22 protein-coding genes are annotated in these 20,343 nt (G+C 39.7%); 18 read left to right on the top strand and 4 right to left on the bottom strand.

What is annotated here, in order from left to right:
* Positions 1-40 precede the first annotated feature (40 nt).
* The 16 genes from serS (at position 41) to J1G40_RS16290 (ending at position 12,448) form a co-directional block, all read left to right on the top strand.
* Positions 41-1,312, top strand: coding sequence for a serine--tRNA ligase (gene serS / locus J1G40_RS16370; protein WP_265243739.1), 1,272 nt, complete (start codon positions 41-43; stop codon positions 1,310-1,312).
* A 116-nt stretch (positions 1,313-1,428) separates the two neighbouring features.
* Positions 1,429-3,213 (top strand): tetratricopeptide repeat protein, encoded by a 1,785-nt coding sequence (locus J1G40_RS16365; RefSeq protein WP_265243738.1) that lies wholly within the window; start codon positions 1,429-1,431, stop codon positions 3,211-3,213.
* A gap of 3 nt (positions 3,214-3,216) precedes the next feature.
* A complete protein-coding gene (locus J1G40_RS18335) occupies positions 3,217-3,864 on the top strand; it encodes a DUF4286 family protein (protein WP_321160208.1) in 648 nt (215 codons plus the stop codon).
* A gap of 9 nt (positions 3,865-3,873) precedes the next feature.
* On the top strand, positions 3,874-4,743 hold the full coding sequence (rsmA, locus tag J1G40_RS16350) for a 16S rRNA (adenine(1518)-N(6)/adenine(1519)-N(6))-dimethyltransferase RsmA (protein WP_265243737.1): 870 nt from the start codon (positions 3,874-3,876) through the stop codon (positions 4,741-4,743).
* Positions 4,730-6,082: a magnesium transporter gene (gene mgtE, locus J1G40_RS16345; protein ID WP_265243736.1), complete on the top strand. Its 1,353-nt coding sequence runs from the start codon at positions 4,730-4,732 to the stop codon at positions 6,080-6,082. Before rsmA ends, mgtE begins: the two co-directional genes overlap by 14 nt.
* Before the next feature lie 137 nt (positions 6,083-6,219).
* Complete coding sequence (locus J1G40_RS16340) at positions 6,220-7,185, top strand: TolB family protein (protein ID WP_265243735.1); 966 nt, start codon at positions 6,220-6,222, stop codon at positions 7,183-7,185.
* A gap of 2 nt (positions 7,186-7,187) precedes the next feature.
* Positions 7,188-7,553 carry a cupin domain-containing protein gene (locus J1G40_RS16335; protein ID WP_265243734.1) on the top strand — a complete coding sequence of 122 codons (366 nt, stop codon included), beginning with the start codon at positions 7,188-7,190 and terminating at the stop codon, positions 7,551-7,553.
* A gap of 6 nt (positions 7,554-7,559) precedes the next feature.
* Entirely contained in the window at positions 7,560-8,498 is a 939-nt protein-coding gene (locus J1G40_RS16330) for a 2-hydroxyacid dehydrogenase (RefSeq protein ID WP_265243733.1), read from the top strand.
* A gap of 9 nt (positions 8,499-8,507) precedes the next feature.
* Positions 8,508-8,924 (top strand): response regulator transcription factor, encoded by a 417-nt coding sequence (locus J1G40_RS18330; protein ID WP_321160207.1) that lies wholly within the window; start codon positions 8,508-8,510, stop codon positions 8,922-8,924.
* A 99-nt stretch (positions 8,925-9,023) separates the two neighbouring features.
* Positions 9,024-9,533, top strand: coding sequence for a DUF4199 domain-containing protein (locus tag J1G40_RS16320; RefSeq protein WP_265243732.1), 510 nt, complete (start codon positions 9,024-9,026; stop codon positions 9,531-9,533).
* Positions 9,534-9,538: 5 nt separating this feature from the next.
* Positions 9,539-9,994 carry a DUF1801 domain-containing protein gene (locus J1G40_RS16315; RefSeq protein WP_265243731.1) on the top strand — a complete coding sequence of 152 codons (456 nt, stop codon included), beginning with the start codon at positions 9,539-9,541 and terminating at the stop codon, positions 9,992-9,994.
* A gap of 155 nt (positions 9,995-10,149) precedes the next feature.
* A complete protein-coding gene (locus tag J1G40_RS16310) occupies positions 10,150-10,536 on the top strand; it encodes a VOC family protein (protein WP_265243730.1) in 387 nt (128 codons plus the stop codon).
* A 53-nt stretch (positions 10,537-10,589) separates the two neighbouring features.
* Positions 10,590-11,027 carry a TM2 domain-containing protein gene (locus tag J1G40_RS16305; RefSeq protein ID WP_265243729.1) on the top strand — a complete coding sequence of 146 codons (438 nt, stop codon included), beginning with the start codon at positions 10,590-10,592 and terminating at the stop codon, positions 11,025-11,027.
* A 79-nt stretch (positions 11,028-11,106) separates the two neighbouring features.
* Positions 11,107-11,430 (top strand): ArsR/SmtB family transcription factor, encoded by a 324-nt coding sequence (locus tag J1G40_RS16300; RefSeq protein ID WP_265243728.1) that lies wholly within the window; start codon positions 11,107-11,109, stop codon positions 11,428-11,430.
* 15 nt (positions 11,431-11,445) lie between these two features.
* Positions 11,446-11,934, top strand: a complete 489-nt coding sequence (locus J1G40_RS16295; protein ID WP_265243727.1) for a DUF6428 family protein — start codon at positions 11,446-11,448, stop codon at positions 11,932-11,934.
* 13 nt (positions 11,935-11,947) lie between these two features.
* Positions 11,948-12,448, top strand: a complete 501-nt coding sequence (locus J1G40_RS16290) for a GNAT family N-acetyltransferase (RefSeq protein WP_265243726.1) — start codon at positions 11,948-11,950, stop codon at positions 12,446-12,448.
* Here the strand turns inward: J1G40_RS16290 and J1G40_RS16285 are convergent.
* The 3 genes from J1G40_RS16285 to J1G40_RS16275 form a co-directional block, all read right to left on the bottom strand.
* The gene (locus tag J1G40_RS16285; protein ID WP_265243725.1) at positions 12,445-14,256 is read right to left on the bottom strand and encodes a lysophospholipid acyltransferase family protein; all 1,812 of its coding nucleotides are present in this window, start codon (positions 14,254-14,256) and stop codon (positions 12,445-12,447) included. The genes J1G40_RS16290 and J1G40_RS16285 overlap by 4 nt on opposite strands.
* Before the next feature lie 87 nt (positions 14,257-14,343).
* A complete protein-coding gene (locus J1G40_RS16280) occupies positions 14,344-15,594 on the bottom strand; it encodes an aspartate kinase (protein ID WP_265243724.1) in 1,251 nt (416 codons plus the stop codon).
* Positions 15,591-16,070, bottom strand: a complete 480-nt coding sequence (locus tag J1G40_RS16275; protein ID WP_265243723.1) for a GNAT family N-acetyltransferase — start codon at positions 16,068-16,070, stop codon at positions 15,591-15,593. Before J1G40_RS16275 ends, J1G40_RS16280 begins: the two co-directional genes overlap by 4 nt.
* Before the next feature lie 114 nt (positions 16,071-16,184).
* On the opposite strand from J1G40_RS16275, the gene fbp reads away from it, so the two are divergent.
* On the top strand, positions 16,185-17,192 hold the full coding sequence (gene fbp / locus J1G40_RS16270; protein WP_265243722.1) for a class 1 fructose-bisphosphatase: 1,008 nt from the start codon (positions 16,185-16,187) through the stop codon (positions 17,190-17,192).
* Positions 17,193-17,223: 31 nt separating this feature from the next.
* On the opposite strand, the gene J1G40_RS16265 is transcribed toward fbp, so the two are convergent.
* Positions 17,224-17,646 (bottom strand): TerB family tellurite resistance protein, encoded by a 423-nt coding sequence (locus tag J1G40_RS16265; RefSeq protein ID WP_265243721.1) that lies wholly within the window; start codon positions 17,644-17,646, stop codon positions 17,224-17,226.
* A 173-nt stretch (positions 17,647-17,819) separates the two neighbouring features.
* Between J1G40_RS16265 and J1G40_RS16260 the strand changes: the two genes are divergently transcribed.
* Positions 17,820-20,285 carry a ligase-associated DNA damage response DEXH box helicase gene (locus J1G40_RS16260; RefSeq protein WP_265243720.1) on the top strand — a complete coding sequence of 822 codons (2,466 nt, stop codon included), beginning with the start codon at positions 17,820-17,822 and terminating at the stop codon, positions 20,283-20,285.
* Positions 20,286-20,343: the final 58 nt, after the last annotated feature.

Raw genomic sequence — 20,343 nt, 5'->3', positions numbered from 1 at the left:
GCTGGATTAACTTAAATTTGCACGAGTAAAATCTGAATGAATGTTGCAATTACAGGCCATACGAGATAACAAATCTCAAATAATTGAAGCCCTAAAGAAAAGGAATTTAGACGCCTCTTCATTAATTGAAGAAGTGTTGACCTTAGATGAAAAAAGGCGTGCCACGCAGGCCCAGTTAGACAATACACTGGCAGAAAGCAACAAGATTTCCAAGGAGATCGGACTCCTTTTTAAAAGTGGCAAAGCTGCTGAAGCCAACGTAATTAAGGAAAAGACGGTTGCATTAAAAGAAGCATCTAAGAACTTGGGGGAAGTATTAAATGCTACTGCATCAGAACTCAAGAATTTGCTTTATCAGATTCCGAATGTCCCACATAAGGATGTCCCTGCAGGTAATACCGAAGAAGACAATCAGGAGGTATTCAGAGAAGGAGACATCCCCGAGTTAAGTGAAGGTGCACAACCGCATTGGGAACTGGCCAGCAAATACAATATCATCGATTTTGAATTAGGTGTTAAAATTACAGCTGCGGGCTTCCCGGTATATAAGGGTAAAGGAGCCCGGCTACAACGGGCCCTAATTGCCTATTTTCTGGATAAAAACACTGAAGCTGGATATACAGAAATGCAGGTGCCACATCTTGTGAACGAGGCTTCTGGTTTTGGCACGGGACAGTTACCTGATAAGGAAGGTCAGATGTATCATATTGGGGCAGACAATCTTTACCTCATCCCGACGGCTGAAGTACCGATTACTAATTTACTAAGAGATACTATACTGGATAACAAAAACCTGCCTGTTCTTTATACCGGCTACACCCCTTGTTTTAGACGGGAAGCCGGAAGTTATGGAGCGCATGTAAGAGGCTTAAACAGGCTGCATCAGTTTGATAAGGTAGAGATCGTAAGAGTGGAAAATCCTGAAAACTCATATGCTGCTTTAGACGGTATGGTAGAGCACGTAAAATCTATTTTGCGAGATTTACAACTGCCCTATCGTATATTAAGACTATGTGGAGGTGATCTGGGTTTTACTGCAGCACTCACCTATGACTTTGAGGTGTTTTCAACCGCCCAGGACAGATGGCTGGAGATAAGTTCTGTTTCCAACTTTGAAGCATATCAGGCCAACCGCCTAAAATTGAGATATCGCGACGAAAACAATAAACCTCAATTGGCGCACACTTTAAATGGCAGTGCTTTGGCATTGCCCAGAGTTTTGGCCGGTATCATAGAGAATTACCAGACTCCAAAAGGCATTAAAATACCAGATGTATTGGTGCCTTACACTGGTTTTGAATACATAGATTAAACCCGAAATAAATCGGTATAGATTTGCTTATGACGGATGTCTTTTGATCATCTTTCTACAATAACCTTGTATTCTTCTTAACAACTACATCCGAAGAACTATAGTATATTTGTTTAATGAGAGTCCTAATTCTTCTAGTATTTCTACTCCTGGGCCAGGGAGCATTTTCTCAGGACGATTTCCTGGCAAAACAATACTTTAATGACGGTGAATTTAAAAAGGCCGTAGTATTCTATGAAAAATTAGTAGAAAAAAATCCCCGAAGAACAGATTATGCTGAAGGACTTATCGCCTGTTATCAGCAATTGGAAAAGTATGAGGAGGTTGAAGAATTTTTACTCCAGAAGATAGATTTAGGCAACCCTTATCCCACCATTTATATAGAATTGGGCTATAACTATAGACTGCAAGATCTAATTGAAAAGGCGGAGGAAAATTATGAAATTGCCTTGTCTGCAATTGAGGAAAATCCAAATTTTGGCTATGGGATTGGTTTTCGGTTTCAGCGATATGCGTTATTAGATTATGCTTTAAAAGCGTATTCCAGGGCCATGGAGTTAAATCCGCAACTCGACTATAATTTTCAAATGGCACGAATTTATGGGGAACAGGGCGATATCTCTAAAATGTACGAAGCCTATTTACAATTAATTAGCAACGGTAAATCTTCCAAAACCAACGTACTAAGGAACATTGACAACTTTATTAGTGCCGATCCTTCAAATGAAAACAATATCAAACTAAAAAAAATATTGTTACAAAAAGCACAGAAAAATCCGGACCTGCTATGGAACGAATTATTGAGTTGGCTTTTTGTACAGCAAAAACAATACAGTAGTGCCTTCAACCAGGAAAAAGCCCTATATAGAAGATCAGATGAAAGCACTCTTCAGCGTATGGAAGGGCTCGGAAACCTGGCACTGGAAGATGGTGCGACCGAAGATGCCAAAAGCATATTTGAATATATCATTAAGAATAGCAAAGATGCAGTTGTCAGCTTAAATGCCGAATTACACCTTATAGATATTGCATTATTAAATCCAGATAAAAAAGAATTGGAAGTGGTGCATAATAAATTTGAGAAGCTGTTAGAAGTATACGGTTTTCAAATTCAGACTATTCAATTACAGGTGGCATATGCAAATTTCCTCACTTTCAGGAAAGATATGGCCAGTGAAGCAATTAATATGCTGAAGATGAGTCTGGACTTACCCCTAAATCGATATGGAAGTGCGTATGTGAAGCTGGCGCTCGGTGATATTCTGGTATTTGATCAAAAATTTAACGAGGCATTAATACTGTTCTCTCAGATTCAGAAAAGCCTTAAGAATGATGTCCTGGGACAGGACGCCAGATTTAAAGTAGCACAGACGAGTTTTTATAAAGGAGATTTTGACTGGGCCCTCACGCAATTAAAAGTTTTAAGAGGATCTACTTCTCAATTAATTGCCAATGATGCCATGCAATTGAGTTTGTTAATCTCTGATAATTCTTTGGAAGACTCCACTCAGACAGCCCTGAAGAAATTTGCCAGGGCCGACTTGCTCGCCTATCAAAACAAGACAGATGAAGCCATAGCCACATTAGATGAAATCCTCCTGAATCATAAAGGAGAAAAAATAGAGGATGAAGCATTATTAAAACAGGGTGAACTCTTGGTTGCAAGAAAAGAATATGATGCCGCCAGGTTCAACTACCAGAAGATTATAACATTTTATGGGAATGATATTTTGGCTGACGATGCCCATTTTGCATTGGCCGAACTGTACAGGAATGTTTATAATGAGCCCGAGAATGCAAAATCTCACTATGAAAAAATAATCTATAATTATCAGGACAGTTATTATTTTCCTCAAGCACGAAAGAATTTCAGGATGCTTAGGGGAGACTCTATTAATTAAATTATGTACATCTATAATGTTACTATTAATATAGAAGAAGCTGCTCATGAGCAATGGCTGGTATGGATGAAGGAAATCCATATCCCCGATATGCTGGCCCTTGGGAAATTCTCACAGGCCAGAATGTCTAAGGTACTAGTTGAAGAGGATATGGGCGGAATCACGTACTCTATCCAATATACTGTTAAGGATAAAGCCACTTTGGATCGCTACTACAAGGAAGATGCAGAAAAAATGCGACAAGATGGTATAAAGAGATTCGGTAATAGTTTTGTGGCCTTTAGAACTGAACTGGAGATAATTGGAGATCATCATTCCAATATTACTCCTGCAACCGAGTATCTATTTACCTATGGCACTCTGCAGGAAGAGAAGGTTCAAAAAATGCTGTTCAACAGAAAACTGGAAGGAACTCAGGACCAGCTTTTGGGCTTCAAAACTTCAGACAGTTTAGTAGCGGGTCTTTATCCATCATTAACACACACCAATAAGCAAGAGCATTCCGTTACCGGCCAGGTTTTTGCCATTAGTGGTGCCGATCTTTTTGTAGCAGACACCTATGAAGGAGAGGCTTACTTTAGAAAGAAGGTCAGTTTGGCATCTGGGAAAAGTGCGTGGGTTTACTTAGGCAAGCAAATGAATCCGCAGTAGTCTTCAAATATGGGAAAAGGAAAAGCATCGAGATTTGCGAAAAAAAGAAGTAAGCCTTCAACATGGCAGGAAAAAAGTCCGGTAAAGGCAAAAAAATACCTGGGGCAACATTTCCTAAAAGATGAGGAAATTGCTGCTAAGATAGCCAATACATTAAGCCTTAAAGGTTATAAAAATGTAATAGAGATAGGTCCGGGCACTGGAATTCTAACCAAATACTTACTATCTCGGAATTTGAATCTTGTGGCCCTGGAGCTCGATGCAGAATCTGTTATTTACCTCAATCATAGTTTTCCTTTGGAAAATGCCGGTATTATGCACCGGCAAGGTAGCTTTAGGGTGATTGAAGCTGACTTCCTCAAATACGATATCAGTGCACTTTTTGAAAATGAATCTTTTGCGATTACCGGTAATTTTCCTTATAATATTTCCACACAAATTGTATTTAAATTATTGGACATCAAGACATCAGTGCCCGAATTCTCCGGGATGTTTCAAAAAGAAGTTGCCCAACGTATATGTGCTGGCCCAGGGAGCAAGACGTATGGGATTTTATCTGTTCTGGTCCAGGCTTTTTACAATGCGGAATATCTTTTTACCGTTCCTCCTAATGTTTTTGATCCTCCTCCCAAGGTAGATTCAGGGGTTTTGCGCCTTAGAAGAAAAGAAATATTTACCCTGGATTGTGATGAAAAACTATTCGTAAAAGTGGTGAAGGCAGCTTTTAATCAAAGGCGAAAGACGCTTCGCAATAGTCTAAAAACCTTTGAGCTTTCCAATAATTTAAAAGAAGATGCTATCTTTGATCGCCGTCCTGAACAAATGGCAGTAGCCGATTTTATATGGCTTACAAAGAAGATAGCAAATGACACCGTTTAAACTCACAGAAGAACTTGTTGCTGATATTGAACAGCTCATAGAAAATCGGGCAGATTCCGAATTGGTTTCTATTCTGGAGGAGGTGCATTATGCCGATGTTGCGGAGATCATCAACGAACTGAATGATGAAAATGCAACCTACCTCATAAAACTACTAGATAGTGATAAAACCTCCGATGTTCTCACCGAATTAGATGAAGACATCAGGGAAGCCATTCTTAACAATCTTTCTTCAAAAGAAATCGCAGAAGAAATAGAAGAATTGGACACAGATGATGCAGCTGATATAATTGCAGAACTGCCCGATGAAATTGTGGAGGAGGTTATCTCCGAGATCGAAGACAGGGAGCATGCAAAAGACATCGTCGATCTACTGCAATACAATGAAAATTCTGCCGGGGGTTTAATGGCGAAAGAATTGGTGCAGGTTAACGAAAATTGGAACGTTCTCACCTGCGTTAAAGAAATGCGGGCTCAGGCAGAAAATGTAACAAGAGTACACTCTATTTACGTTGTGGATGATGATGGAATGTTAAAAGGCAGACTCTCCTTAAAGGATTTACTGACTACCTCTACAACCGCCCCGATTAAGAACGTTTATATTCCAAAAGTAGATGCCGTTAACGTTCATGAAGATGCAGAGGAAGTTGCTAAAATAATGTCGAAATACGATTTGGAAGCCATACCGGTCGTGGACGAAATTGGACGTTTGGTAGGGAGGATTACTATTGATGATATTGTTGATGTAATAAAGGAAGAGGCTGAGAGAGACTATCAGTTAGCAGCCGGTATCTCGGCTGATGTTGAAGCAGATGATAGTATCTGGGAACTTACACGGGCCCGTCTCCCCTGGCTATTTCTCGGATTGATTGGAGGGGTAGGCGCCGCGGCTATCATGGGCGGATTTGAAGAACTTATAAGTGAACATGCCATCCTTTTTTACTTTACACCGCTTATTGCGGCCATGGCAGGTAATGTAGGCGTTCAATCGAGTGCAATTATTGTTCAGGGTATTGCTAATGATGATCTCAAGGGTAGTATAAGTAACCGGCTGTTCAAGGAAATGATGCTTGCTACCCTTAACGGACTTATACTTGCCGCCATTTTATTGTTATTCTCCTGGTGGTTTAATGGCAGCTTTTATACTGCGCTGGCCATATCCTTATCTCTGGTTGTAGTAATCATTGTGGCAGGTATCATCGGCACCTTTGTTCCATTATTTTTGAATAAAAGAGGAATAGATCCGGCTATAGCAACCGGCCCTTTTATTACCACAAGTAATGACATATTCGGGATCCTGATCTACTTTTGGATTGCCAAATTAATTTTAGGGATCTAGACATAAGGTATATTTCCAGAAACGGAATATATTTCGAAGAAAACACCCGGCTAAATTCAGGAAAGAGTAAAAGTATATAGGGAGATACGGAACTATTCCGAAATTTTTGGTAATTAGAAAAACTTAACTCTATACGCATGACTAACATTAAAATATTTTCCATAGTTGTTGTTGCTTTATTTGTCTGCTGCCAGGATAAAAAAACCAATACACTGGACCTGGATTTAAATTCGGATAAACCTGCTTTATTCGGAGAAGGTATTATCTCTACTGATCTTTACGAAAGAGACGTGGCTATTTCCAATGATGGTAAAGAAATTATCTTTACTCTGGGTAATTATAAACAAACATCCAGATGTTTGGTTAGCATAAAAAAAGAAGGAGGACAGTGGGGTAAAAAGGAGATACTCCCTTTTTCCGGTAAATACAATGATATTGAACCCTTTTTATCAGTAGATGGCCAACGTTTGTTTTTTGCCTCGACAAGACCAATGGATAATGATACAACAAGGACAGATTACAATATTTGGATGACTTCGAGAAAGGGTAATGGCTGGGAGGCCCCTGCTCCCTTGGACACCCTGATTAACAGTGCAAAAGATGAATTTTATCCTGCTGTTAGCAGTAATGGCAATCTGTATTTTACAGCTACCCGTGAAAACGGAATTGGGAGGGAGGATATTTTTTTGAGTAAATATACCGACGGGAAATACCAGGCTGCTACTCCGCTGGATAGTACTATAAATACCGCTGTCTTTGAATTTAATGCCTACGTAAGTCCGGACGAAGACCTATTGGTTTTTAGCTCCTTTGGAAGAAAGGACGGTCTGGGTGGTGGTGACCTTTATTTTAGCAAAAAGGATGAAAATGGAAAATGGACATCTGCAAAAAATATGGGCGAATTGGTGAACTCGGAAAAACTGGATTACTGTCCATTTGTTGATCTCCCTAGAAAAAAGTTTTATTTCACGAGCGATAGGGCGGAAACTACCGCCAGGGATCACAAATCCGTGGAAGAATTTATTGATAATGCCCGAACCACATTAAATGGCATGGGAAATATTTATATGGTAAATTTGGAAAGCCTTAAACTAAACGAATAGAAATGAAGCCCATCAACCTAAAAGATAAACATGCACTATTCAACAAACACTGGCATCCACATCAAATAGCCACTGTTGATGATATGCAGGTGATCCTCGCTAAAATAAAAGGCGAATTTGTATGGCATGCTCACCAAAATGAAGATGAACTCTTTCAGGTATTAAAAGGGACGCTTTATATGCAGTTCAGAGATAGGACAGAAATAGTTAAAGAGGGTGAAATAATAGTGGTCCCGAAAGGGGTAGAACATTGCCCGGCTACCAAAAATGATGAAGAAGTACATTTACTTCTTTTTGAAAAGCAACAGACCGCACATACAGGTGAGGTGCAGCACGAAATGACCCAATCCGAATATCCTAAAATATAAAGTCAAGTGAAAATTCTACACCTCGATAGTAACCATCCGCTATTGATAGATCAATTGAACGCACTTGGCTACGAGAATCACGAGGATTATAATTCTTCCAAATCCGAAATAGAAGCCATCATCCACCAATATGAAGGCATTATTCTAAGGAGTAGATTTGCCATTGACAAAGCATTCATAGACAAGGCTGTTAATCTAAAATTCATTGGCCGTGTAGGAGCAGGATTAGAAAATATAGATGTTCAATACGCCGGGGAAAAAGGGATTTTTTTGGCCTCGGCCCCGGAAGGAAATCGCAACGCCGTAGGGGAACATAGTCTGGGAATGCTATTATCCCTTTTTAACAAATTAAACAAAGCGGACAGAGAAGTAAGACTGGGAAAATGGGACCGCGAAGGAAATAGAGGACTGGAACTCGAGGGTAAAACAGTAGGTATTATCGGATATGGAAATATGGGGAAAGCCTTTGCCAAAAAATTATCCGGTTTTGATGTCGAGGTATTGTGTTTTGACATTAAAGAAGGGGTTGGAGATGAGAACGCCCGGCAGGTAGAGATCAAGGAACTTCAACAAAGGACAGATGTCCTTAGTCTTCATGTTCCGGAAACGCCGTTGACGAAATACATGATCAATTCAGAATTCATTGCAAAATTTCATAAACCTTTCTGGTTGTTGAATACCGCCAGGGGTAAATGTGTACTCACCACTGATCTGGTTGGCGCACTCCAGTCTGGTAAAATACTGGGGGCTGGTCTGGACGTTCTGGAATATGAAAAGACCTCCTTTGAACAGTTATTTACAGCAGAAGATACTCCCGAGGCCTTTCAGTTCCTTTTAAATGCCGAAAATGTACTGCTTAGTCCACATGTGGCCGGATGGACCGTTGAGAGCAAGGAGAAATTGGCACAAACCATTGTAGATAAGATCAAAGAAAGATTTTGTTAAATTTAGTGTGTGAAGCGCACTATCTTAATCTTTGCAGCCCTGATTGCAGCCTTATTGATTCTTTTTCAATTGAGCAAATATTCTTATGCCTCCGGAGATGCCTCTATTGAAATTATCATTGCCTTCATTGCCGTTATTTTCTTTTTTATCGGAATTTACATCAATAAGAAAAGTAGAACACCAGCTATAGATAACGCACCTCAGGTAAATAAAAAAAGCTTAGAACAACTGGGGCTGAGTAGGCGAGAATACGAAGTATTGTTGGAAATATCGCAAGGGCTATCCAATAAGGAAATAGCAACCAAGCTTTTTGTCTCCGAAAGCACCATTAAAACACATGTCTCCAACCTCCTGGTTAAACTGGATGCCAAACGCCGTACCCAGGCTATTCAAAAGGCGAAAACTATGGGGATTCTGCCCAATTAACTGTATTTGGAACTAAAGTAGGAGCATTTTAGTACTTTAGTATGAAAGGAGTTGGGATTCAGCAAGTTAAATTTGAGGTAAGTTATTAAACCTAAAGCAATGAAAAAAACAGTACTTCGTTTCGGCATTTACGGGGCAATCACTATTTGCCTTTTGTTTATCCTATCTATGACTCTTGGGGGTGAGTTAGATTATACGACTCAGGAAATTATCGGTTATGCCTCTATGGTAGTTTCCCTGGGATTTGTCTACCTGGGGATTAAGCATTTTAGAGACAAAGAAAATAATGGTGTTGTTCGTTTTGGACAGGCGCTTCTGATAGGTGTCCTTATATCATTATTAGCCTCCCTGGCATTTGGGGTTCTGGATTTGATCTATATAAAATATGTAAATCCCGATTTTACCGCAGAATATTACAGCAGAACAATCGCTGATCTGGAAGCATCACTTCCCACCGCTGAATTTGAAGAGAAACGCGCAGAATTGGAATCACAAAAGGCACTTTTTATGAATCCATGGTTCAGCTTTCTACTTATGTCAGTGACGGTATTTGTTATCGGTTTTATTATTTCCTTAATCTCCGCTTTAGTGCTTCAGCGTAAAAATTAAACAACATGACTTCTAACGCAAATTCACCCGAAGAGTACATTGCAGAATTACCTGAAGAAAGGAAGAAGCCAATGTCCCAGCTCAGAACAACCATTCTAAAGAATATACCTCAGGGTTTTCAGGAAACCATGAGTTACGGCATGATTGGTTATGTGGTTCCACATAGTATTTATCCTTCTGGTTACCATTGCACGCCAGAACTGCCGCTGCCTTTTATGAATATAGCTTCTCAAAAAAACTTTATAGCGCTATATCATGCCGGCATCTATGCCAACACTGAGCTGCACGACTGGTTTGTAAAGGAATATCCCAAATACGTGAAAACAAAACTGGATATGGGAAAAAGCTGCATCAGATTCAAAAAACCTGAAACCATCCCCTATCCCCTTATTGAAGAACTCTGCCAGAAGATGACGGTGCAAGAATGGATTACCATTTATGAAGATGTAGTTAAGAAATAGTATAATAAACTTTAAAACTATAAGGGCAACTATGGCATAAAGGCAGCTGACTTTAGGAGTCAAAACAAGAGATGCAGCGAATAAAACCTCAGGTGGCAAATTTTAACTAGCTCAATACACCCTCTATTTTAATCGTATACTAAAAACTACAACAAATGAAAAACAGAGTTACAGGATTAGGAGGTTTCTTTTTTAAGACAAAGGACCCCAACGCTATAAAAACATGGTATAACAAGCATCTGGGATTAAATACAGATCAATACGGATGTACTTTTTGGTGGAAAGATAAGGAGGGAAATGACTGTAGCACACAATGGAGCCCATTTAAGGAAGACACTGCCTATTTTAAGCCTAGTGAAAAACAGTTTATGATGAATTTTCGCGTTGAGAATCTTGTTGAATTATTAGCCGAATTAAAAAAGGAAGGGGTAACTGTTGTGGGAGAAATTGAGGAATATGATTATGGGAAATTTGGTTGGATTTTAGACCCGGAAGGGAACAAATTGGAATTGTGGGAACCAGTAGATGCCGCATTCCAATAATTTGGAAAATTATTATTACATTTAGCTAACTATTAACCAACAAAATAAAGACCATGTCAGAAGACGATAAAGATTTAGGCGACAAGGCGGAAGACGCTTTCGATAGTGCCAAAGAAAAAGCCGGTGAATTTGCAGAAGAAGCAAAAGAAGCCGCAGGAGACTTTGCCGAAGAGGCTAAGAAAACCGCCAGCGAATTTTCTGAAGGAATTAAAGGTGCCACTGAAGGAGAAAATAAGAAACTATTAGTTGGTATTCTAGCCATTATTTTGGGTTCCCTTGGGGTTCACAAATTTTTGTTAGGATATAACAAGGAAGGTTTTATCCTTTTGGCAGTTACCCTGATTGGATACGCCACAACCTGCTTTGTAATAGGAGCATTTTTCTTTTGGATTCCTGGACTTATCGGTTTAATTGAAGGTATCATTTACCTTACCAAGTCTGATGAGGAGTTTTATAATACTTATCAGGTCGGTAAAAAACCATGGTTCTAAAATAAATAAAGTCAGATTTTTCAGGTCTGGCTTTTATTTTAATTTTTATTATCGTAATATTGCAATATAATAATATGATATGGGACTTACGAAAACTCAGATATTTGATGTACAGCAGAACGAACTTGCCTCCATATTCAAGGTGCTTGCTCATCCTGCGCGTATTGCCATATTGCAATATATAAGCAGACAGAAAGCCTGTATTTGTAATGATATTGTTGATGAAATTGGACTGGCACAACCTACCATCTCTCAGCACCTAAAAGAGCTTAAGAGCATCAACCTGATCAAAGGAGAAATTGACGGGAAAAAAGTTTGCTACTGTATTAATTTAAATCAATGGAAAGAAATTCAGGAGGTATTAAATGCCTTCTTTGATAAAACCAAAATCAATTGTTGTTAACTAAATAAATATTTCATGAAGACTCAGGAATTTTTAGACCTTCTTAAAGACAATCAGAATAAAAGTCTCGTTTTTGAATACCATAAAGGAGCATTAGTGGGCGCTAATTACCATATTACGGAAGTAAAAAACATAACCATAGATGCTGTAGACTGTGGTGCCAGGACCGACTTTTGGAAAGAAACCATCATACAATTATGGGAAAGCCCGGCAGAACTAGACAAAACAGAGTATATGTCTGCCTACAAAGCAAATGCTATTTTAAACAAGGTACACAAAATGCGCCCTATGGAATTAAACGCAGAAGTTAAATTTGAATACAGCAATGCCGAATTCCATACGGCACAATTATTTGTCAATGAAGTTGAAGTAGATAATAGCCGGATTTTAATCCGGATGGGAGTAGAAAAGACAGATTGTAAAGCCAAAGATGAATGTGGGGTACCCGTTGCAACGGCTGTTGATGAGGTAGCCAGTTGCGATCCGGCAAGTGGTTGCTGTTAAATCCTCGAAGCCTATGGATAACATAAGACTAAGATCATTTAAATCATCAGATTGGCCCGCTGTTTCCAAAATTTATAAAGAGGGCATTGCCACTGGTTTTGCCACCTTTGAAAAAGAGGTCCCTTCTTTCGAAAATTGGGATAAAGCCCATCTGCCTTCCTGTAGAATACTTGCAGAAGAGGGAGCCCGGGTAATGGGTTGGGCAGCGTTATCTCCTGTTTCCAGTCGTTGTGTTTATGGAGGAGTGGCAGAGATAAGTGTGTATGTCGGGAAGGAACACAGAGGTTCAGGAATTGGAAAATTGCTGATGACCGAGCTAATACATCTTAGTGAGAAAGAAGGGATCTGGACGCTTCAATCCGGCATATTTCCTGAAAACACCGGGAGCATTAGGTTGCACGAAAATATGGGTTTCAGAAGAATCGGCCATAGGGAACGTGTGGGCAAATTAGATGGTGTCTGGAAAGACAATGTGATTTTTGAAAGAAGAAGCAAGGTGGTTGGTATGAATTAAGAGGCATCGTTACCTTCTGTAAGTTTGCGCTCCAATTCCGCCTGGAATTCTTCCATTACAGGCTTCACAGTGCTCTCGGGCAGATCTGCAATCTTAATATACATTAGCCCGTCCACAGAATTATTAAAAAGCGGATCAACATTAAAAGCCACAACCTTGGCATTTTGCTTAATATACTTCTTGATCAAAACGGGAAGCCTGAGACTTCCAGGTTCAACTTCCTCAATTAGTTTATCGAACTTGTTTAGATCTGCTTCGGTTTCATCAAATACAAACTCCTTGTCAGCATCGTTAAGTTTTACCTTAAACTCCTTTTTTGGTCTTATATACTGAGCAACATAAGGATCCCAATAGTTAGATTTCATAAATTCTATCATCAGGGATTTAGAGAAATTGGAGAATTGATTACTGATACTTACTCCCCCAATCAGATACTTATGTTCCGGATGCCTCAGGGTGGTATGCACAATCCCTTTCCATAGCAGAAACAATGGCATCGGTTTTTGTTGATATTCTTTAACAATATAGGCCCTTCCCATTTCAATAGATTGCCTCATCATACCATAAAGCTCGGGTTCAAATCCAAAGAGGTCCTGGAGATAAAAACCATCAATTCCGTGTTTTTCAAATATCTCCGAACCCATTCCCATTCTGTAGGCGCCTACAATAGCTTTCTCGGCATCATCCCAAAGAAATAAATGATGGTAATAGTCGTCAAACCTATCAAGGTCAATGGCATTATTTGTCCCCTCTCCTATCGCTCTGAAAGTTACTTCTCTCTGTCTGCCTATCTCATTTAAAATAAAAGGCATATCCTTTTTTTGCGCCAGAAACACTTCATAATTCTTGCTCTGTAACAATCTGCAATCCTTTTCGCGTAGCTTTTCTATTTCTCCCTGTATCACTTCTGTTCGTACTGCTGAGGCAATCTTTTTCGGAGGTTTGGGTATTTTGAGTGATGTTGGGATTTGATCTATTAAACGTTCTTTTTCATAGGCATGGGCAAGCATATAGGTTTTTATTCTCAAGAGTTCAGTAAACTCTTCCAAAGTCTCTTGTTCCTTTTGATTTTCTACTGAAATTGGTTGCCCTATCCTAACTTTTATAGCCCGATTTCTTTGCGAGGTAATTTCAGAAGGCAATTTGGCCGTCCTGAAAATATCGTTGATTTTTGACAGCCGGTAAAAAAGGGGACTATTTTTGGCATGAAAGTATATTGGGACAACCGGCACGTTGGCTTTACGAATAAGTTTTATCGCCGCTTCCTCCCAGGGTCTGTCTACTATAAGCTTTCCATCTTTATAGGTAGAGACCTCTCCTGCCGGAAAAATCCCAAGTGGATGCCCTTCTTTTATATGTTCAATTGCACTTTTAAATCCGGCAATACTACTCTTTACATCCTTCCGCTCCTCAAATGGGTTAACGGGCATAATATAAGGAGCTATGGGTGCAATTCTATGTAGTAAAAAATTAGCGATAATCTTAAAGTCAGAACGCTGTTGCAACATCAACTTTAAAAGCAATACGCCGTCTATACCACCTAAGGGATGATTACTTATAGTAATATATGCCCCATCTTTAGGGAGCCGCCTGAAATCGTCCTGAGGAATTTCAAAATCTATCTCATAATGTTCAAGAATTGCCTCCAAAAAGGCAACCCCTTCCAGGTGCTTGTGCTTGTTATAAAACCTGTTGATGGAAGAAATTTTGGTGATCTTCATCAGGAACCATCCCATAAATGTTCCCAAGAAACCGTAGCGATCCAGATTGATCGCTTTTGCCACTTCCTTTGCAGTTACTAATCCCATAAATTCTCACAGTGTTGCAAGGGTAAATATAGGGAAATCGATATAGGAGACACCCATTTTAACATTGGAATATTTAGCCGAAGTAGATTATTTTACCACCAGCTGTACGGTTTCCCTACCCCGCTGTTCCAAAATTACTTCCCTGCCATTTTGCAAGGATTTAATTGCAGCAGAGTTAAAGTGCCGAATGGTGTAAAGCGATACCCCTTCATGGTGCACCACCTTGAACTTGCCCTTTAAGTGGTTCAAAAGTTCTTCTAACTTACCAAATTTGTTGTCAACACAAACAGAGAAACTAATGGCAGAATTCTGGATCAGATCTACTTTCATTTTGTGGTCATGAAGTAATTTAAACAGATCACTAATGCTGTCTTCAACAATAAATGAAAAGTCGAGTGAAGACAATTTCATCAGTACCTGATCTTTCTTCACTATAAAACAAGGCACCTCGGGCTCTATCCCAATGCCTTTTCCTACTGTGGTTCCCGGATCATTTGGGTGTATAAAAGATTTCACATGCAAAGGTATTTCCTTGCGCTGTAATGGCTGTAATGTTTTGGGATGAATGACCGAAGCTCCATAAAAAGCAAGTTCAATAGCCTCCCGATAAGAAATCTTGTTTAAAAGCTGAGTTTTTTCAAAATATCTTGGATCTGCATTTAAAACTCCCGGAACATCTTTCCATATAGTTACCGAGTTGGCATTAAGGCAGTAAGCTAAAATAGCTGCTGTATAATCCGAACCTTCTCTTCCTAAAGTGGTAGTAAAATTATTTTCATCACTCCCCAAAAACCCCTGAGTTATATATAACTTTCCTTTTTCAACTTGAGTGCTAACCCGTTCCTGTGTCTTTTCCCAATTTACTTTGACATCTCTGTAATTGTCATCGGTTTTGATCAAATTTCTTACATCTATCCAGGTATTTTTTATCCCGGAATCATTAAGATATGCACTTACAATAGCAGTAGATAACAATTCTCCATACCCCACCACCTGGTCATAGACAAAATTATACTTCGGTGATTTATTCCAGGCTAAAAAACCCTTTACCTCATCAAACAAATCGGCCACTCTTGCATATATCGGATGTTGTTTGCTGGCGAAAAGTTCCCCTAAAATTTCGTGGTGATACTCCTTTACCTCCTCAATTGCCAGACCGAGTGCACTCTTATCTTCAAAATAACAATCTACCACCTTTTCCATGGCATTGGTAATTTTACCCATTGCCGAAACAATCAGAAAAGTATTCTCATGGCCGGCTGCATTTAATACTGCAGCCAGGTTCTTTACTCCTTCGGCGTCCTTAACAGAAGCGCCCCCAAATTTGAAAACTCTCATATTTTTTCCAAATAATTATCAATACCCCTTTCATCTAAATGCACCACATCCCAGTCTCTCATTACAATTGCCCCCTTTTTTTCATAAAAACTGATAGCTGGTTCATTCCAATCCAGAACTTCCCAACTAATACGTTTAACGCCCAGTTGCCGACCATATTTTACAACCTCATTCAAAAGGGCCGTTCCCAGGCCTGTACCCCGCATACTTTCACTGACAATTAAGTCCTCGAGGTGAACAACTGGCCCCTTCCAGGTAGAATATCTGTCGTAGACCAGAGCCATTCCAACAATTTTTTCAGCAACCTCAGCTACAAAACACTGAAAACGCTTTTCCGTACCAAAACCATCTCTAAGCAGGTCTTCAGCGCTTATCTCCACCGCATTATCTTCTTTCTCAAATTTAGCCAACTCCTTTACCAGGCCCAATACCTGATCCATATCTACTGGCTGTGCAGCTCTAATTGAATATTTCATACTTGTTACAAATAAAACACAAAGTTATAAATTTAAAAAACTACAGCGCAGCGAAATCGTTGTAGTTTAACAAAATAACCGATATTTGTGCCTAAATAAATCTAGCTGCCCTTCATGACTCAAAAAAATACGACTCTAGGTGAATTTATTATCGAAAATCAGTCGGAATTTCAATATTCTTCAGGAGAACTTTCAAAGTTGATAAATGCCATCCGCCTGGCTGCCAAAGTGGTTAATCACGAGGTAAATAAAGCGGGACTAATAGATATTTTAGGAGCCATTGGCGATACAAATATTCAGGGGGAAGATCAGCAAAAACTAGACGTGCTTGCCAACGAAAAATTCATCCAAACACTTAAAAACAGGGAAATCGTTTGTGGGATAGCCTCTGAAGAAGAAGATGATTTTATAAGTATTAATAGCAATGATGAAAAACACCAGAACAAATACGTGGTGTTAATTGATCCTCTGGATGGCTCTTCTAATATTGATGTTAATGTATCTGTTGGGACCATTTTTTCTATTTATCGAAGAATTACTCCTGTGGGAACTCCGGTTACCCTGGGAGATTTTTTACAGCCGGGCATCAATCAGGTTGCTGCCGGCTATATAATTTACGGCACTTCTACAATGTTGGTGTATACCACTGGGCACGGTGTAAATGGCTTCACTTTAAACCCCGCCATAGGCACCTTTTATTTGTCTCACCCCAACATGCAATTCCCGGAAACAGGTAAAATTTACTCTGTAAACGAAGGAAATTATATCCATTTTCCTCAGGGGGTAAAAGATTACATTAAGTATTGCCAAAAAGAAGAAGGAGATCGGCCCTATACCTCCAGGTATATCGGTTCCCTGGTATCAGATTTTCATAGAAATATGATAAAAGGTGGTATCTATATGTATCCCAAAAGCAGCATGGCTTCTAATGGGAAGTTGCGTTTACTTTACGAATGCAATCCAATGGCTTTTTTGGCGGAGCAGGCAAATGGCAAGGCCAGCGATGGTTATGGCAGAATCATGGAAGTTGAACCTACTGAACTGCACCAGCGTGTCCCTTTCTTTTGTGGCAGCTCATTAATGGTGGATAAGGCGGAGGAATTTATGGCAAAATATATCTGATTGCCCAGCAATTAATGCCCTTAGATCCTCCTTACTTCTTAATCAGAGACGAATAATCCTCGAAATCTATTTTACCCGTAAAAATAGCAATAGACCTTTTAAGGATTTCTTCGGCCTTATCAACAGAGAATCCAAGTCCTATAGCATACTTCGTCAGCAGGAGTTCCTCGGCATCTTCAATATGACCATCTGTAAAAACGATACGCAACAGATCATAAAAACGCTCTAAACGCTTCTTGAAACTTACTTGAGGTCTAATAGAGTATTTGTTTTCCTTCTTCATCACCTCTTTAAATTGTTCTTTTGTGATTTGCAACCTGTCTGCAAACCGAACTAACAATTTCATTTCATCATCATCAATTACTCCATCTACGGCAGCCAAACTTGCTATACTGGCAAAGTGCGCCAGATTGTTATTGGCCGAGTCGGAACTATACAAATCATTAACAGACATAACACTAATTTTAGGACTGCAAATATAAATTTTTTAAAGGTGATTATTTTAAAAGTTTACATTTTATTTTGGCGTTTGCCAATCAAAAAAGATCTGCCATGATCTAAATCACCTCCAAATCATTTTCCTCAAATTAATTTGTAATTTCAACCAGCCGTGAGATGCCCTTAAATATGACAAGAGAACAACTTTATAAAATTGCAGAAAAGTGGTTCCTGGATCAAAACTGGCAACCTTTCCCTTTTCAAAAAAAAACATGGGCTGCATTCTTAGCGCAAAAGAACGGCCTTTTAAATGCTCCTACTGGCAGCGGGAAGACATATGCTCTTTGGTTTCCGATTGTACTGAACTACATTCAACAAAATCCTGATTTTAAAGTAAAACATAAAAAAGGATTGAAAGCTATCTGGATTACCCCACTGAGAGCACTTTCATTAGAAATAAAACAATCTGCAGAGAGAGTGATCAACGATCTGGAAACTCAACTCACCGTAGGAATCAGAACGGGTGACACTTCTACCACTGAGCGCGCCAGGCAGAAAAAAATGATGCCAGACCTGCTCATTACTACACCGGAGAGTCTTCAGCTACTCTTGTCTGCCAAGGGATATGATAAAATATTCAAATCCTGTTCTGCTATAGTAGTAGATGAATGGCACGAACTCCTGGGAACTAAGCGGGGGGTTCAGATGGAATTGGGTCTTTCCCGACTTAAAACTGTAGCAAAAGATTTGCGCATATGGGGCATTTCCGCCACCATTGGGAATCTTGAACAGGCACGTGAAGTGTTATTAGGACCAAATTCTGACGCTTATGAGAATTCCGTTTTGATTCGTGCCAATCTCAACAAGAAAATTACCGTGAAAAGCATCATCCCCAAAGAGATAGAGACCTATCCCTGGCGAGGGCATTTAGGGCTGCGACTACTCCCGGATGTTATCCCAATAATCAATAACAGCAGAACAACCTTACTTTTCACGAATACCAGAAGTCAGTGCGAAATATGGTTTCAGAAAATCCTGGAAAAACATCCGGAATTTGCGGGAGAAATAGCTATGCATCATGGAAGTATTGACAAAAAGACAAGGGTCTGGGTAGAACAGGCTATTAGAAATGAAAGCCTGAAAGCTGTGGTATGCACCTCGAGCCTTGATCTTGGTGTCGACTTTGCTCCCGTAGAAACCGTGGTTCAGATAGGGGGGCCTAAAGGGGTGGCCAGGTTTTTACAGCGTGCAGGACGAAGTGGTCACAAGCCAGGTAAAGAAAGTGTAATCTATTTTCTTCCCACCCATGCAATAGAGTTGATAGAAGCCTCAGCATTGCAGCAGGCAGTTAAAAAAAAGGCTGTAGAAGACCGGATACCTTATCTAAATAGCTTTGACGTACTGGTTCAATACCTTACCACCCTTGCAGTTTCTGACGGTTTTTATCCCGAGGAAATTTACCCCGAAATAAAAGAGACCTTTTGTTATCAGGGAATGACAAAGGATCAATGGCACTGGCTCCTTAATTTTCTGGTACTTGGAAGTCAAAGCCTCCACACTTATGATGAATACAAAAAAGTAGAAAGGGAAGAAGACGGTAGATTTAAAGTAAATAATAGAGGAATTGCCATGCGCCACAGATTTCAAATAGGAACCATTGTCGGTGATGCTAATATTACTGTCAGATATCAAAAAGGGGGCTATATCGGCACCATTGAAGAGTCTTTTATTTCGAAGTTAAACCCCGGTGATGTTTTTACTTTCGCAGGGAGAAACCTGGAGTTTATAAGTGTTAAGGGAATGCAGGCCAAGGTTAGACCCTCTTCGAAAAAGACAAGCAAGGTCCCCGCCTGGATGGGGGGCCGGCTGACACTCTCTTCCGAAATGTCTAAAATATTAAGGGAAGAATTATATACCGCAGGGAGAAATACCAAGGAGCAATCTGAAGAGATTATTGCCCTTACTTCTTTGTTCGACAGGCAACGAATAGAAAGTATAGTGCCAAATCCTGATCAATTTTTGATAGAAACTTTTGAGACCCAGGACGGATTTCACCATATTTTCTATCCTTTTGAAGGGAGATTTGTCCATGAAGCCATGGGCAGCCTCCTGGGATATCGCATAAGTTTACTAGGTCCAATAACCTTCTCCCTGGCATTTAACGATTACGGTTTTGAATTGCTATCCGATAAGCAAATAGACATTCAACTACTGGTAGACAATAACCTGTTCAGTACTGACTATTTGCGAGAAGATTTACAGAAAAGTCTCAATGATACTGAAATGGCTCGTAGAAAATTCAGGGACATAGCGGTGATTAGCGGCCTGGTTTTTACCGGATATCCTCACAAAGGCATCAAAATGAAACATTTACAAGGCAATTCTTCACTGCTATTTGATGTCTTCAAGGACTACGAACCAGATAATCTCTTATTTCAGCAAGCCTACAGAGAAACCTTTGAACATCAGCTCGAGGAAGGTAGATTAAGAATGGCCCTGGAACGTATTGCCAATCAAAAGATTATTTGGCAGGCCTGTTCGGGACCCACACCTTTCTCCTTTCCCATAATTACAGATCGGTTACGTGAGAAGCTCACCAATGAAGGGCTGGCAGATCGCATTAAACGCATGACGGCTAAATTAACACGTAATTAGCTGCCAAATTTTTGAGATGTAAAGTATTTCCCCTGTAAAAACTCCCCCCTATAAATTC

The organism is Muriicola sp. Z0-33, assembly GCF_026126425.1.
Lineage (GTDB): Bacteria > Bacteroidota > Bacteroidia > Flavobacteriales > Flavobacteriaceae > JAFMPW01.
The sequence above is the reverse complement of the archived record's forward strand: the minus strand, read 5'-3'. Positions and strand labels throughout refer to the sequence as shown.